This is a genomic window from Corallincola luteus (genome assembly GCF_004336975.1).
Lineage (GTDB): Bacteria > Pseudomonadota > Gammaproteobacteria > Enterobacterales > Neiellaceae > Corallincola > Corallincola holothuriorum.
Map to the genome: position 1 here is coordinate 1,364,469 of NZ_SJXE01000001.1, position 16,377 is coordinate 1,380,845.

Consider the following 16,377-nt stretch of genomic DNA (forward strand, 5'->3'; position numbering starts at 1 on the left):
CAATACTAATTTTCTTCAAGTAATTGCTTTATCTGTATCTCTCTTGCCATCGGTGACCCGCTGAATCTGCCAAGCAGATGGTAAAGGCAGGGGATGATAAACAGTGTGATGACGGTTGCTAGGAGCATGCCACCGAAGATCACGACACCGATGGCAAAGCGATTTTCCGAGCCAGCGCCGCTGGCAAATAACATAGGCAGAGCGCCGAGTAGCGTTGTCATTGCGGTCATGAGAATAGGCCGTAAGCGGTTCACTGCCGCCTGACAGGTCGCAGTGGTGATATCCAACCCTTTGTCGCGCAGTTGATTGGCAAATTCGACGATAAGAATGCCATTCTTTGTCGCCATCCCTATCAACATGAGTAAGCCGAGTTGGCTGTAGATATTGAAGCTCTCTCCGGCTAACAACAGTCCTACCAAGCCGCCAAGGATCCCTAACGGTACGGTAAGCATCACAACTGCCGGGCTAATAAAGCTTTCAAATTGAGCGGCGAGTACCAAATAGCAAACCAGCAAAGCGAGGCCAAACAACAGCGCGATCTCTCGCTGATTGTCGTAGTACTCTTTCGATTCGCCAGCGAAGTCAAAAGTATAGCCAGGTGGGAGCATGGGTTCGGCATGCTCAATAAGAAAATCGAGGGCTTCACCTAAGGTGGCCTGTTCGGTCAGGTTAGCTTTGAGGTTGATAGATTTCTTTCGCTGATAATGAAACAGACCACGCGCTGATGCCGTTTCTTGCGCTGAAACCAGGGTGTCTAAGGTGACCAATGCTCCGGCGTCACTGCGCAGGTAGACTTTGGCAAGATCCGCTGCTGATAGAAAGCGATCTTCATTGGCTTTGAGGTAGACGTCATATTCGTCACCGCGTTCTTCGAAGCGTGTTTGCGCTCGCCCGCCCAATAATACTTCCAAGGTGCTTGCAATATCGTCCACCGAGACGCCTAATTCTCGGGCTGCTGGGCGGTTAACCTGCAATACCAATTCTGGTGTGGTTGGGTTGTAGTCAAGCTGAGCGCCATGCATTAGCCCGCTTTCGTCGGCTAATTTCTCTAGTTGCTTGGCATAGCCGAGTAACTCGGTGTAGTCCTCGCCTTGCAGTACGAACTGCACAGGCTCCCCCATAGAGCCACCAAACCCGGGTTGATAGGGGTAAACTTTTACATCAGGGATGTCGTGTGTCGCCTCCCTGATCATTTCTACAACTTCAGCAGCAGACTCTGAACGCTCACTCCAGTCTTTTAACTGCAGGATAAAAAATCCCTGATGGTCCGCCCAAGTGCCGAAAGCTGGTGCTGAATAATTCAGTGAGCGAACCGGGCCATCGTCCCTTAGTGGTATGAGTCGCTGCTCTATCGCTGTCATGCTGTCGAGCATGCGATCATAGCTGGTGGCTTCCATACCACCGACATAGATATTAACGACGCCACGATCCTCTTTCGGCGCGTAAGCTTTTTGTTGTAGTTGATAGCTGTAAACTAACAAGCCTAAGGCGATACCAATGACCAATAGCGCTGATTTTTGAAACGGCAAGATCTGCTCTAAGACTGCAGCATAGCTATGTTGCAGCTTATTCATCAAACTGTTCATAAACCGGTTTATAAAGCTTGGCGGAGGGGGCGGGCGGTTGAGTAGCTGGCCAGCCATCACAGGGGCAAGCGTCAGTGCGACGATGGAGGAAAATACCACCGCAGCAGAGAGTAATACGGCGAATTCACTAAATAGCCTTCCCATCTTGCCTTCCATAAACATGAGAGGCAGGAAAACCATCACCAGTACCAAAGTGGTCGCGATCACAGCAAAATTTAGCTCTTTGGTGCCTCTAAAAGCGGCGACTAGCGCTGGTACACCATTGGCGCGATGACGAGATATATTTTCCACCACCACAATGGCATCATCGACAACCAAACCGATGGCAAGAACCAAAGCCATCAGGGTGATTAGATTGATACTGTAGCCGAGTAGATAAGCAACAGTGAACGCCGAGATCAGCGAGACGGGTACGGTGATCGCCGGGATCAATGTGGCGCCAATACGACCAATAAAAAGATATAACACCAGCAGCACGAGCACAGCGCAGATAACCAGAGTGGTATACACCTCGTTAATGGCATATCGAATAAATATGGTGCTATCGTAATCAACCGCTAAGCTCGCCCCTTGGGGCAGGAAGCGTTGTAAGTGCGGGAGTTGTTCTCGGATGGTTTGTGCAACGTCGAGGGGGTTGGCTTGCGACATTGGCACGATCCCTAAGCCAATACTGTCAATGCCATCGCTTTTGAACGTGGTGGTGTCTTTCTTCGCACCGATATAGATCTGGGCAATATCGCCCAAGTGTACGCTGTCGCCATCAATATTTAATAGCTGGATCTGTTTGAAGTCATCCGCTTGTTGATACTGTCGGGCAACGCGTACCACCATGTTGAGGCTGTCATTACGTATATAGCCAGCGGGCAGCTGAATATTTTCCTGATTGAGGGCGTTGATCACCTCTTTGGTTGTTAAACCACGGCCGGCCATCTCTAATGGATCCAGCTCAATGTACATCACGCGCTCGACCATGCCTGAGCTATTGACGGCGCTGACGCCGGGCATCAAGCTGAGCCTTTCTATCAGGATCCGTTCGGCAAAATCACTGAGCTCGACTCTGTCCTGCAACGTTCCGGTGAGATTCAACCACATGATAGGCGCATTGTTACCATCATCTTTGCGCACAACAGGTTCATCGACATCATCGGGCAGGCTATTTCTGGCACGGTTAACTGCGTCCCTGACATCACTCAGGGCCTCGAGCATATTGTGTCCCTGCTGGAAGGTGATCGTGATCCCCGACCAGCCATCCCATGATGATGACCAGATGTAGTCAACGCCGTCTATGCCACTGAGTTCATCTTCAATTGGGTTCGTGATCTGGGATTCTACGATGGAGGAAGCACTGCCACGATAGGCTGTGCCGATTGATATGACTGGGCTGTCAATGTCGGGCATCTCCCGCACGGCTAACAAGTTGAATGATACCGCCCCAAACAACATGAAGAGTAAGCTCAGTACGATGGCTGATACTGGCCGAAACATGGCGACATCAGAAAGCTTCATACACCTGCACGTGCTATGACGGTGACTTCCATTCCATCTCGGACTTTAACCAAACCTTGATGAACCACTTGCTCTCCAGCACTTAGTCCGCTAGTGACTTCAGCAAGATCGCCATCGCGAATGCCGAGGGTAATCTCGACTTTTTCAACGTGGTCGTCGATCAGACGATAGGCATAACGCTTGTGGCCTTCGTAGGCGATTGATTGCACCGGCAGTACTACATTGGCTTGCTCCGTCAGCTTTAGCCTTCCGGTCACTAAGCTGCCAGGTGTTAATTTGCTGTCACGGTTGTCTATCGATAGTTGTAAATAGACATTAAGGCTTTCGCCACGAACGCGGCTATCGATGCTGGTGATCTCCGCTTCGACCAAGTCACTATTAAGGTGGGTTTGTTTTAGAGTCACTGTTTGTGCGGTAGATATTCGCCCCAAGTATTTTGAAGCGACAGGTACATTCAGACGCAGCACCGTGGCGTCATCTAACGTAGTGAGTCGTGTTTCTCTAGACACCAGCTGACCTGGGCTGAGGTCAACCAAGCCAACTTTGCCTTTAAAGGGAGCGCGGATCGCTCGGTCTTCAAGTGCAGCCAGAGCGAGTTCTACTTCTGCCTGTTGTATCTGTACGTCTGCATCTGTCTTATCAACGTCTGATTGAGTGACCGCGCCTTTCGGGAGGAGCCGATGAATGTTGCTCTGGTGGCGTATGGTGTCCTGCAGCTTGGCCTGCTCACGCTTGAGTACAGCCTGTTGATGTCGATCGTCTAGCTGTACCAGCAAGTCGCCCTGTTCTACTTGTTGTCCTGAACGAATTTTTATGTCGCTTATCCGGCCGTCTACCTCGGGAGTGATCTCCACCGCTTGTCTTGAAAAGACCGTGCCCTGCAGTGGCACGGTTTCAGCCAGTGCCTGCTCTGACAGTGTGACTACCGTGATGGCGACAGGTTTGGTTTCGGCGACAGGCGGGTGAGCACTGGAGGTTCGCCAGCTCCAGCCAATAATTAGCACGATAACAACAGCTAACAATGACAACATCTTCATAAGCTAAGAGACTTCTCTGCAAAAAACTGAATGCTGACTAATTCTTGAGCAGCGACAATCGCGATTGTCGCAGGAATAGCTGTTACATGTCTTGAGACAAAAAGTTAAATCGTACGAGTTAATTGTTAATAAACTATGATTTTTAGTCTGTTACGCACAACGATTACTGGTATGGCCGTGCTAATTCATTGTCAGTTGATGGGATATGAAGATATTGAGGCATGATGACGGCGAACCGTCACCATTGATGTGGAACTTATTTTGTAGGCGTGATGTTGCCACGCCTTTGACTGCGATTAACTCGGTTGTTTTCAACCACAATAAGAGGTGTATTGCCAGATATACCACTATACTGGAAAGCAGAAAACAGCCTTGAATGACAAGACATTTTTGCATTTTCATTAGCCTGTTGAATGACGGTGTTGCAGCCGGAGACTCCTTTGGCCCTTGGTGGCTGACCGATGATTTAAGGTGCTTGATGTAACTATGAAATTTCAAGGCAGATCAACATTCGCGCTGCACAATCGATACATCAGCACCATTGCTTTACTGCTGGTTATGGTTGTACTCGAATTTTGTGCGAGCAAGAGTGCAGCTGCTGCTGATATTGGATTAAGCAGCGACCCCACCGCGGAATTGGTTAATGGCGAGCTGCGCCCTGGCTCTCATGTGAAACTGTTTTTGCCGAATTTACCCTACCTTGCTATCTCTCACGCGGTGAATGCTGCGTTGCTGCGACCCGAAAATAATGAACGGGGATGGCAGTATGATCTCGCCATTAGCCATACCAGTCATGATGATAAAGTATGGGATTTTGAGTTGCGCAAAGATGCTGTTTTTCATGATGGTCGAGCTTTTAACGCTGATTCAGTCATTGAGAATATGCGCTTTTTTAAGCAGGCGCCTTTCACCTTCTCAAAGTTGCATCTACTGTTTGAGCGGGCTGAGAAACTGGGCGAATATCGGGTCAGATTTCATCTCAAAGAGCCTTACGGCGCGTTTCTTCACGATGCCATCTGGCTACAGTTTTATACGCCTGAATATTTGGCGAAACATGGTTGGAACGGCAAGCCGACCTGTCCCAACTTAGCTGAGCCAGGACTTTTTGGTATGGGGCCTTATGTGCTGCACAAGGGCTATATCGAGGGAGACAGAAGCAGCCCTGAAGTGGTATTGAAAGCGAATCCTATTTACTGGGGAGAGGATAAAGCCAAGGTCGAAACCATCACTATTTATACCAACCTCACGTTAGCTCAAGCGCGGGAGCAGGTGTTGCAGGACGAAGCGGTTCTGGATCTGACCCCTGTCTCTTTTGCCGACCAGTTGGATACTGTGATGTCACCCTACGCAAAACTGGCGGTGTCGACATCGCTGAATAACTATGCCATGCATATTAATATGATCAATGGCGATCCAGCTCTGCTAGATCAACGGATCCGCTTTGCTATCAATCATGCCATTGATCAGGAGTATCTGCTGAATCTGTCGATGCTAGGGGAGGGCGTGATGTCGCCGACCATGGTGTCTCCAAACTTTTACAAAGTGGACGGTGCGATAGTATCTCTGGCCCCGTTTTTTGCCGAGTATCATCAACAAAATCAGACAGATATTGAGAGTTTGAAGCGGCTGGTCAGCGACTATCAGAAAGAGCAGGGGTTAGATCCCAATCAGCCTCTGCAATTGACGGTGGTGGCGCAAGAAAGCTTTCAGTTTTTGATTGGCGATATTCAGTATTTTCTTAGTCAGATCAATATTGCGCTGCAAGTTGAAGTGGTGTCTGCTGAAAAGATCGTTTTTGGACGCTTGTTCGATACATGGCAAGGCAAGAATAAGCCATGGGATCTGTTGTTGTGGGGAAACTATGATTGGTTTAAACACCCTTGGTCTGCATGTTTTGTTTATCGCCCCTTTAATGATTGGTCGACACTTCCACCTAACCCTTATTTAGATGCTTTGAGTGATCAGCTGCTGAAGTTTAATGTTGAATCCGATGAGTACCAGTCGTTGCTCGCAGAGGTGATCAGGCACGTTTACGAACAAAACTACATGGTCTTTTTACCCACACCTAACAACGTCTACGCGGTCAACAAAGAGGTTAAGTTCGACCCCGGTCGTTCGGCTTTTGTTTACCTTAGAGATCTTGAAGTGACAGATTGGCACTGGTCTATACGCGGCGACAAGCCTTATCCGAAAACGCGAATGGTGCCATTACAGATCAATCGGCAGAACTTTTAAACGAGTGCAAAATGGATGTGAATCAATCGGCTCAGCCGGAAGATAAAATTGCTAAAGAGCGCGTGTTACTGAGACGTGTCGTGCTTCTTTTGATTGCGGCGATGGCGATGCTTGTGATTGAAAGCGTTGTTAATTTGTCTAATCAGAGTCAGGTCGATCGCTCGATTGCAACGATGCAGGCAGCTGCCAACCGTATGGAACGATTGGCAAATCGATTGGCGATGCCACTTGCCGACCTCCGCATATTATCAATGCAGATGGTCACGGCACCCAATGCGCAGGCTATTGCTGACAATGGGCGCTTGATTGATGAAAAGGTGCAGGATCTAGATCAGCGCCTTGAAAAAGCGCGTTCCTATTTTGAAGGCAAGAACGCAGACGAGATAGATCAGGCTTTGTTGGAACAGCTTATTTATGGCTGGGATGCTTACAAGCAGGCATTGGCCGTTACTCGCCGCTATACCGAACAAGGTGTCAGGGTGGCCGCGTTTATTAGCGTGACGCAGCAGGAGCGTGAACATTACGCTGCTTTGCAATGGGCCTTAAAAGAGTTCACCCAAAGCCAATTGCGATTGAGCCAAGTGGTGTATCAATCTACCCAAGATAAATCGGCGCTCAGCTATTACACCATGTTGGGCTCTGCAGTACTCAAAGTGTTGGTTTTTGTCGCAATCCTGTTTTTTGTTTATCGCATGTTCCAGTCTTATATGCAGTCAGTGAAAAGCCACGAACAGGAACAGGTGGCATTGATTGCCAAGGCGGAGTCTGCCAATCAGGCGAAAAGCGATTTTCTTGCCAACATGTCCCACGAGATCCGTACGCCTATGAATGCCATCATCGGTATGAGTCACTTGGCGCTGCAGACCGAATTGGATCCAAAACAGCGTAATTACATCGAGAAAGTAAATCGTAGCTCGGTGGCACTATTGGGGATCATCAACGACATACTCGATTTTTCTAAGATAGAGGCAGGCAAGTTAGATCTGGAAGTGATTGAGTTTTCGTTGGATAAAGTGATGGATGATCTGGCTGGCATCTTGTCAGTGAAGACTCAGGAAAAGGGACTGGAGCTGCATTACGATGTTGCTCCTGATGTGCCTGTAGAGTTAAAAGGTGACCCACTTCGTATCGGCCAGGTGCTGCTTAATATTGGTAATAACGCCGTTAAATTTTCTGATGCTGGCGGTGAAGTGGTCGTTTCTGTGCGGGTCGTTTCTGAGACCGATACGCGAGTGACGTTGCGTTTCAGTATTCGCGATGCGGGTATTGGTATGTCGCCAAGTCAGCAGGCGAAACTGTTTGAGTCGTTCAGCCAAGCAGATTCGTCCACGACTCGCACCTATGGCGGCACTGGTCTTGGGCTCGCCATCAGTAAACGTCTCACAGAGATGATGGGCGGGGAGATCTGGGCTGAAAGCGAAGAGGGACTAGGTAGTGAGTTCTTCTTTACCGTCGATGTCGAGAAAGTCGCTAACGCGGCGGCGCGTTTAAATTTACTGCAAGCGGTTGAGCGGCAAAAGACCCTAGTCGTGGACGACAACGCGACGTCAAGACAGATACTGACCAGTATTTTGCAAAGTTTAAAGTTTGAGGTGACCAGCTGTAGTTCGGGCTTTGAAGCGCTGGAGATCCTTGAACGCACCAGCGCGTCTAATCAGCAGCCGTATCAACTGGTACTCGTGGATTGGCTAATGGATGGTATGGACGGTGTAGATACTGTGCGCATGATCCTGAGCAATCAAAGTATTGTACCAACTCCTGCCATATTAATGATGACAGCCCATGGTCGGGAAGAGCTATTAGCCGCCAGTGCTGAGCTGCAAATTCAAGGAACGTTGTTCAAGCCGATCACCTCATCCACTCTGCTGGAAACCATCCAAAATGCCAGTGGTGGAGCGATTGTAACGGCGAGGCGTCAATCTGGTCACTACGCGTCTGATCACCAACAAAATGTAGAAAAACTCAAAGGTGCTCAGCTACTGTTGGTTGAAGATAATGTTATTAATCAAGAGCTGGCTATCGAAATTCTAGAGACCCATGGTATTAACGTGACGCTGGCAGAAGATGGCAAGCAGGCGTTGCAAAAACTACGCAAACAGACATTTGATGGTGTGCTGATGGACTGTCAGATGCCTGTCATGGACGGATACACCGCAACAAAGAAAATTAGGCTGCAGCCGGAGTATCAAGATCTGCCCGTGATCGCGATGACAGCTAATGCGATGGCTGGAGATAAGGAAAAAGTACTGGATGCGGGGATGAATGATCATGTCGCCAAGCCGGTAGATATCGATGAACTGTTTAGCACGATGGCGAAATGGATCACTCCTCAGGTGCGTCCTCAGTATGACGGTTCAACTATGACGGGAGACAAAGAAGAAGGGCAAGAGGGCTACCTACAAGATTCCGATCAGCAACAGAGCGATGTGCAGTCTGAAGATGCAGCTGATGACGTGGAAAGTAATAGGCAGCTGGATCCTCAGCAGGGTCTACGTTACGCGATGGGCAAGCCGTCTATGTACGTCAAGCTGCTAGGGCGTTTTATTGAGCTGTATGGTGATGACTTTACTGCGCAATATCGCGAATGCCTAGACTTGGAGCCGGAACGGGCGGCCGCGATAAGGTTAGCGCATTCATTGAAAGGTAATGCTGGCAACATTGGCGCTAGTCAATTGCGCATATTGGCTGAAAAATTGGAGCATGAGACGACTGCTGGTGAGGCAACAGAGCAAAGCCTGGCTCAGGCGCAACAGGTGTTGTCGGTTGTGTTGACGGAGATAGATCAATACCTTTTAGAGCATAAGCAAAGCGGTCTGCAAGGCGAACAGCCTGAAAACTGCGAACAAATACTCGATCTGTTACGCAAGGTGGAAGCAAAGGCGGAAAACTTTGATATTGAGGCCGGAGAGTATCTGCCTGAACTTGCACCTTTGCTCAAGTCGGCTGGGATGGACGCGCAGTTGAACCAATTGCGTAAAGGCATAGAAGAGTATGATTTTGATGTTGTCGCTGACGTGATTAGTGAGCTTCGTGGCCAGTTAGTAGGTGGCTGATGGGAAACTAGAGCATCATTGGCCTATTGGGTTCTGCGTGCCATTAGCTGCGTTTGTCCTGTCATCTAACTAACCTACCATTTTGCCACGGCGCATGATTATTAATTACTGAGTTAAGTCACAGCGTTGCTTTGAACGGTTGGCTTCGTTGCGCTCGTTTCACATATAGTAAAACTATTCTCTATGTTCCCAGAAGGGATGGGTGGCTTGCTAATCAAGAAGTGGTATGCGGTCTTGCTTTATCTGTTTTGTTTTGGCTGTTTTGCCGACGCGTTAACTTTGTCCGCTGACATGAAGCAAACTAGCTTGGTTGGTTATGCCGAGATCTTGGTTGAACCTCAACATGAGATCTTATTTGAGCAGATCATCACGTCCGACTTTGCATCCCGATTTCGACCATTTTCTCAAGCGGAAGTGAACCGAGGTATTACCCATCAAGCGGTATGGCTAAAATTTAGCATTCACAATCCCAGTTCTCGTGCGATCGAGTGGGTGCTGACGCCAGAAACTAGCTACATCGATAATATAGATATCTACTTTACCGCGGGATCTAGTTCGCAACAGGCAACCCCTAACTTTTCCTCACGTAATACCCGAGCTGGAGCTAGCTCCGATAGTTGGCAGCATAGGAGGCTTTCTGATTACTTAGCATTTTCTAGTCGAGATATCGCATATCGATTGCTCAATGCTAAGTTTGTCGCGCAAGCAGGAGAATCCAGTAGCTTCTACGTGCGATTGAGCTCTAATACGTTAGAAACGATGAATGTGCAGCTGTTTGTTGAAGAAAAGGGGGCATTTAAAGACCGGACACTAACGGAATACTTTCTGTTCGGGATCTACTTTGGTCTGTTTACCGCTTTGGCATTGCTGACGGTCATTTTGTGGTCTTATACGCGCTCCTACTCCTATAAGTACTACATCTATTTCCTTAGCTATCTGGTGTTTAACATCGTTATGTGGACATCTTTAAATGGCTTTAGCTTTCAGTATTTTTGGCCAGATAGTCCGCAAATTTTTAATCAGAGCTTCCATGTCCTTTATCTCTGTGTCGCGATTTTTTCGTTTCTGTTTGGTCGCCAACTACTAAACACCAAATTGCTGCTACCGAGAGTAGATAAACTGCTTTTGGGACTGATTGCACTGTATGTGTTAGCCGTCATTTTGCGCCTGTTTGGTGTTTACGATCTGGTGCTATACATATCGTTCTTTAGCTTGTTATCGATGGCCTTTCAACCTGTGCTGGGCTGGCTTTGCTATCGCAAGGGGAACACCTATGTGTTGCTCTATATTGTCGCCTGGGTGCCGTATGGAATAAGTCTGATTTTGAGTTTGATCTCTGCGTCCAGTCAGTGGTCAGCTTTTGGTATGGGTTTGATCCATCTGACTCAAGCGGCCGTGTTATTTGAGTGTTTGATGTTGATTTTGGCGACGCTGGATAAGATGCGTTCAACATCAAGTAAGTTACAGCGTCAAGCTCAACTGTCCAAACTTGATCCGTTAACTAACTTGGGAAATCGTCGCCACCTCTCTGACCATATTGCTTACCTTGCTGATTTGGAGGAGAGAGAAGGTGAGTATTGGTTGCTACTTATCGACATTGATCACTTTAAGCAGGTTAATGATCGCTACGGTCACGCTACAGGTGACAAGGTACTGGTTGAGTTAGCCCAGATCCTGAAAAACGAGTGTCGATCGGTGGATGTTGCTATCCGCTGGGGCGGAGAGGAGTTTATTGTGCTGATTAATGTGGCGAGCCAAAAGATGGCTTATAACATTGCTGAACGTATCCGCCAGACGTTTATGAACAGTGTGAGCGAGTCAGGCAATCAGACCTTTCGCCATACGTTAAGTATCGGCATGGATGAATTGATATTTGATAGTCCTGACGCATTTTCGGTTGGCTTAGAGGGGGCTGATAAAGCGCTCTATCAGGCAAAAAATGCTGGCCGCAATCGCGTTGTGTCATTTGCCGATGGCGTTGCCAAGTAGCCTGTTCGTGCTTCGCTAGTCGGCTGTTCGCGACCGCTATTTGATGTATGGGATGACATTAAGCCCTGCGCCAAAAATTAACAAATTCAGGTTTTTCTGGCTAATACTCCGATCTATGGTTTAATCAAATAGGGATGAAAAAACACCTGTAGAGTGTTCATCCTGCAAAAAATCACACCTGGATATTCTGTAAGACTGTTTGGCTGCGTTAAGGCCCTGTTACGACCCTCGTGATTATATTATCGGCGAGGGCATTGCTGTGGCCAACAAAACATAGCCAGGGAGTAGAGCAGATGACAGTGCTGGATTGGTGGGTAATCGCCGGATATCTCACATTGATGATGTTGGGAGCGGTTTATTTAGGCTGGCGGCAAAAATCCCGAGCAGATTATTACTTGGGGGGATATAACCTTCCTAGTTGGACGTTAGCGACCTCGATTATCGCAACTCAGTGCTCCACCAATAGTCTGTTGGGAGCGCCCGCATTTGTTGGTTTCGTCGCCGGTGGCGGCCTGCTATGGCTGCAATATGAATTGGCCGTTCCTGTTGCTATGCTGATTCTTTGTTTTGCGTTTTTACCCCTGCGCCATGCTGGCGTGATCTCTATCTATCAATTCCTTGAGCAACGTTTAGGACTCTCCAGTCGATTATTGGCTAGTGGCTGTTTTCTCATTTTCCGAGGCGTTGCCACGGGAGTCACAGTTTATGGTGTCGCCTCTGTGATAGCGCTTATTTCGGGGATCTCTTTTGACCTTTCAGTCGTCATTCTTATGGGGATCACTATTGCCTATGATTTGATGGGCGGTATGCGCGCGGTTGTTCTCAGCGACGTCGTACAAATGTTCTTATTGCTTGGCGCTGTGGTATTAGCCTTGGTATTCCTTGCTGATCCGCTGATAGATCATTTTCAGTTGATCAGTGAGAGAACACCGGCCTTGATGAATGATTGGGGGCTCGCATCCGGTAATAATTATGGCTTTTGGCCGATGTTCTTTGGGGGGCTGTTTTTGTATATGGCTTATTATGGTTGTGATCAGAGCCAAGCACAGCGACTACTCTCCGCTGCTGATAGCCATCAAACGCAACGGGTGCTGGTGATGAACGGCTTGCTCCGATTTCCCCTAGTACTTGCTTATTGCACTGTCGGTTTAGGTTTGGCCGCTTATGCCATTGAGCATGTTGATTTTGTTTCCTCTTTGCCAAAAACAAGTGATGGTTCACCTAATTTCAATATGGTGTTTCCCGCTTTTGTCTCCAGAGAATTTGCTCCAGGGTTGGCGGGATTGGCCATTGTGGGCCTGTTTGCCGCCGCTATGTCCTCAATTGACTCGGCACTCAATAGTTTATCTGCCAGTACAGTAGAAGACTTTATCGCGCGTTTTAGAACGTGCAGTGAACGGCAGCTGTTTATCTATTCCAAGTTGTCTACGTTGGGTTGGGGGGTATTTGCTATCGCTTTCTCGTATCAAGTTGAGCGTATCGCGCCGACTATTCTGGAAGCGATAAATAAAGTTGGTTCAATGGCCAATGGCCCGTTGTTGGCGCTGTTTTCAATGGCGGTGTTTCTGCCCTCCGTTGGACAACGTGCGGCCATTACGGGTTTTATCATCGGGCTGCTCACCAATGCAGTGGTCTGGAAGTTTCTGCCTGAAGTGTCATGGCTATGGTGGAATGTTGTGGGGTTCTTTGCGGCTTGGTTGACCGCTATGTTAGTTGTTTTCCTGAACCGAACCCCGCTTACGTCGCACTCTCAAGGCTTGTCTGTACCTAAACGTATGGTTTATCAATTAGTCGCGATGGCGGCAGTGATTCTACTTTTTTGTGCTTTGGTGACATACTTGGCGGATACGTAAACAGGAAAAGGATGTTTCGATGAAACTGGTTGGTATGTTGGACTCACCATTCGTGCGGCGCGTTGCGATCTCGATGCAATGTCTGCAACTTCCCTTTGAGCACCAAGCGCTGTCCGTATTTCGTGATATAGATGAATTTAAAAAATTGAGTCCAGTCGTTAAAGCACCTTCATTGCTGTGTGATGACGGCACCGTGCTGCTTGATTCCAATCTCATACTCGATTACCTGGAAACCTTAGCCAGTCAAAATAACGCAGAAAACCGGTTATTGCTGCCGACGGATGTTGCGCAGCGGAGTCAAGCGTTGCACTGCATTGGATTAGCCATGATTGCTTGTGAGAAGAGCGTACAGATTTATTATGAGTGGAAGTTAAGGCCTGTGGAAAGCCAGTTCCAAGCATGGCTGGAGCGAATATCCGAGCAGCTTGAAACCGCTTATCGAGAGTTGGAGCTTTCATTGAGCCAATGGCCTGCTGCGACTAAACCAAGTGAATTAGATCAGGTTTTGATCAGCGCTGCTGTCGCATGGCGTTTTACCTGTGAGTATTTGCCCGAGTTGGTTCCGCAGTGGCAGTTGCCGATCTTGTCCGAGCTATCGCAGTGGGCAGAAAGCCGACCTGAATTTCAGCGAGCAGGCTTTGGTGAGGAGCCCTATCCAGTCATGCCAACGGGGGCTATTTAGTCAATGAATACACACGAAAAGATCAATTACTTAGAGTTTCCGGCGACAGATCTTAATGTAGTCAAAACCTTCTTTCATACGCTGTTTGGCTGGCAATTCATTGATTACGGACCTGATTACACCGCATTCAGTGGCGCTGGAATCGATGGTGGATTTTATCGTGCCGATATTTCTGCCAGATCGTCTAACGGTAGCGTGCTAGTGGTATTTTATAGTGAAAATCTGCACCACACGCAGGAAAAGATAACCACCGCGGGAGGTCAGTTGGTGAAGGATATATTCGAGTTCCCCGGCGGCCGTAGATTCCATTTTGCTGATCCTACGGGTAACGAGTATGCGGTTTGGTCTGACAAGTAAGTCGTTAGCGCGGCGGCAGGTGACCAGATTTCCAGTATAGCTTTGTTAACTCAGTGGTCAGGATCTCATCTCGTTCATGACTCGCAAAACGTAACCAGCTATGCAACGGTAGCTTGCGATCTCGGTGCTCAATGCTGCCGCTGATTAGGAGGATCTCATGGCCACCTTTCTCTGGGCAGATCGGGAGTTTTGTGCCCGCTTGGATCTCCAGCAGTTGTACGCGCTCTTCACCGTGGTGGTGGAGTAACAGGCTAACTATATTGTCATCTACTGCTTGCCAATGAGCCGTGCGGGTGTTGATCTGTGTTTGTATTTGATCTGCAGGCTGGAATTGACGCAGCTTTACTAGCAGTAAGCAACCATCAATGCTGAATGGTACATGTGTCGTACCGTTCGGATTACGCAGATAGGTTCCTGCGCGATAATGACCATGCTCGTCATTAAAATCACCTTCCAGCACCAAAATTTCTTCACCGGCAGGGTGTTGGTGGCGATTAAATTTACTGGCCGGAGCATAACGAACCAGACTGGTAGCTCGCGCCTGTTCGTCGCCGATCCTGTCGAGCATGGCACGATGCACGCCAGCCATAGGACTTTTACTCCACACCATATCATCGGCAGAGATGAAGACAGAGGTTTGAAAGTCGGCATTTATCTGCATGTTGGCATTGCCTCTACCGTTCGATGTTTGGTGGTGTACCAATAGCAGCATAGCAAATATCTGATCTGCTGAAGTGCTGTTGAGCTACAGCCAAGTTATATGGCAGATATAAAAAAAGCTGCCGAAGCAGCTTTCTTTGTCAGTTCTACCGCAGTGATTTAGATAACGGCGGCAATGGCGCTACAGAGTGCGTCCATGTTGTTGCGGGTCATACCAGCAACACTGATGCGGCCTGAGCCAACGATATAGAGGCCGTGCTCATCCTTTAGTGTCGCGACCTGTTCTTTAGTCAAGCCAGAGAAGCTGAACATACCGTTCTGACGAGCGATAAAGCTGAAGTCGCGATCGACGCCTTTCTCCTTTAGCGTAGCAACAAATAGATCTCGCATCTGCTGAATGCGGTCACGCATCTCCGCAACTTCTTTATCCCACTCGGCGTAGAGAGCGGCGTCGTTTAAGATAGTGGTAACGACGGCAGCACCGTGTGCGGGTGGATTTGAGTAGTTGGCGCGGATTAATGATTTTGCCTGACTGAATGCTGTTTCAGCGGTGTCGCTGCACTTCGCAACGAGGGTGAAAGCACCCACTCGTTCATTATAGAGGCCAAAGTTTTTTGAGAATGAGCTGGCAACCAGTAGCTCTTGGTTTGCTTCGGTGAAGATACGTAGACCTTTCGCATCTTCTTCAATGCCGCTACCAAAGCCCTGGTAGGCGAAATCAAACAGAGGTAACCAGCCTTTTTCTGCACTCAGTGCGGCCAGTTGTTGCCATTGCGCTTCTGTTGGATCAATCCCCGTTGGGTTATGGCAACAGCCGTGGAAGAGGACCAAATCCCCTGCAGCAGCGCCTTCCAGTGAGCTAAGCATGGCATTGAAGTCCATATCTTTGGCATCGGCGTTGTAGTAGTTGTACTGCACAATTTCTAAACCTGCAGCAGCAAAAACATTGTTATGGTTTGCCCAGGTCGGGTTGCTGACCCAAACTTTTTTGTTTTCAAATTGTGAAGCGTAGAACTCTGCTGCGATACGGAGCGCACCAGTACCGCCGGGCGCTTGTGCAGTACGCGCACGTTTATTGCTAACAATATTGGAAGCTTTACCAAACAGCAGCGCCTGCACTGCAGCGCCATAAGCCGCATTACCTTCAATGCTCAGATACGACTTGGTTTTCTCACTCTCTAGCAGAATAGCTTCGGCTTTTTTTACGGTCGCTAAAATAGGGGTTTGGCCCGCTTCATCTTTGTAGATGCCAACACCGAGGTTGATTTTGGTATCACGCGGATCAGCTTTGAATGCTTCTGTGAGGCCAAGAATGGGGTCAGCTGGAGCGGCTGAGATCTGCTCGAACATAAGTGGGTCCCTATACAATTTGTGATTAAAAAAATGGCGCAGCCGAAGCGCAATGGCGCTAAGCGTATA

Annotated in this window: 10 protein-coding genes; 6 read left to right on the top strand and 4 right to left on the bottom strand. The window is 48.4% G+C overall.

Annotated features, from left to right (window positions below; translation table 11 throughout):
• Positions 1–5: 5 nt before the first annotated feature.
• Together EZV61_RS06095 and EZV61_RS06100 are read right to left on the bottom strand one after the other, a co-directional pair.
• Complete coding sequence (locus tag EZV61_RS06095; RefSeq protein ID WP_131414632.1) at positions 6–3,092, bottom strand: efflux RND transporter permease subunit; 3,087 nt, start codon at positions 3,090–3,092, stop codon at positions 6–8.
• On the bottom strand, positions 3,089–4,129 hold the full coding sequence (locus EZV61_RS06100) for an efflux RND transporter periplasmic adaptor subunit (protein ID WP_131414633.1): 1,041 nt from the start codon (positions 4,127–4,129) through the stop codon (positions 3,089–3,091). Before EZV61_RS06100 ends, EZV61_RS06095 begins: the two co-directional genes overlap by 4 nt.
• Positions 4,130–4,615: 486 nt before the next feature.
• On the opposite strand from EZV61_RS06100, the gene EZV61_RS06105 reads away from it, so the two are divergent.
• The 6 genes from EZV61_RS06105 to EZV61_RS06130 all read left to right on the top strand — a co-directional run bounded on the left by EZV61_RS06105 (position 4,616) and on the right by EZV61_RS06130 (position 14,298).
• Complete coding sequence (locus tag EZV61_RS06105) at positions 4,616–6,364, top strand: ABC transporter substrate-binding protein (RefSeq protein WP_131414634.1); 1,749 nt, start codon at positions 4,616–4,618, stop codon at positions 6,362–6,364.
• A gap of 11 nt (positions 6,365–6,375) precedes the next feature.
• On the top strand, positions 6,376–9,417 hold the full coding sequence (locus EZV61_RS06110; RefSeq protein WP_131414635.1) for a response regulator: 3,042 nt from the start codon (positions 6,376–6,378) through the stop codon (positions 9,415–9,417).
• A gap of 207 nt (positions 9,418–9,624) precedes the next feature.
• Positions 9,625–11,406 carry a sensor domain-containing diguanylate cyclase gene (locus EZV61_RS06115; RefSeq protein WP_165569541.1) on the top strand — a complete coding sequence of 594 codons (1,782 nt, stop codon included), beginning with the start codon at positions 9,625–9,627 and terminating at the stop codon, positions 11,404–11,406.
• Positions 11,407–11,699: 293 nt separating this feature from the next.
• On the top strand, positions 11,700–13,259 hold the full coding sequence (locus EZV61_RS06120; protein WP_131414637.1) for a sodium:solute symporter family transporter: 1,560 nt from the start codon (positions 11,700–11,702) through the stop codon (positions 13,257–13,259).
• Between the two features lie 19 nt (positions 13,260–13,278).
• Complete coding sequence (locus EZV61_RS06125) at positions 13,279–13,941, top strand: glutathione S-transferase family protein (protein WP_114337845.1); 663 nt, start codon at positions 13,279–13,281, stop codon at positions 13,939–13,941.
• Between the two features lie 3 nt (positions 13,942–13,944).
• Complete coding sequence (locus tag EZV61_RS06130) at positions 13,945–14,298, top strand: VOC family protein (RefSeq protein ID WP_131414638.1); 354 nt, start codon at positions 13,945–13,947, stop codon at positions 14,296–14,298.
• Positions 14,299–14,302: 4 nt separating this feature from the next.
• On the opposite strand, the gene EZV61_RS06135 is transcribed toward EZV61_RS06130, so the two are convergent.
• Both EZV61_RS06135 and EZV61_RS06140 read right to left on the bottom strand, forming a co-directional pair.
• Positions 14,303–15,010: a cupin domain-containing protein gene (locus EZV61_RS06135; protein ID WP_240695153.1), complete on the bottom strand. Its 708-nt coding sequence runs from the start codon at positions 15,008–15,010 to the stop codon at positions 14,303–14,305.
• 107 nt (positions 15,011–15,117) lie between these two features.
• Entirely contained in the window at positions 15,118–16,308 is a 1,191-nt protein-coding gene (locus EZV61_RS06140; protein ID WP_131414639.1) for an amino acid aminotransferase, read from the bottom strand.
• Positions 16,309–16,377 lie beyond the last annotated feature (69 nt).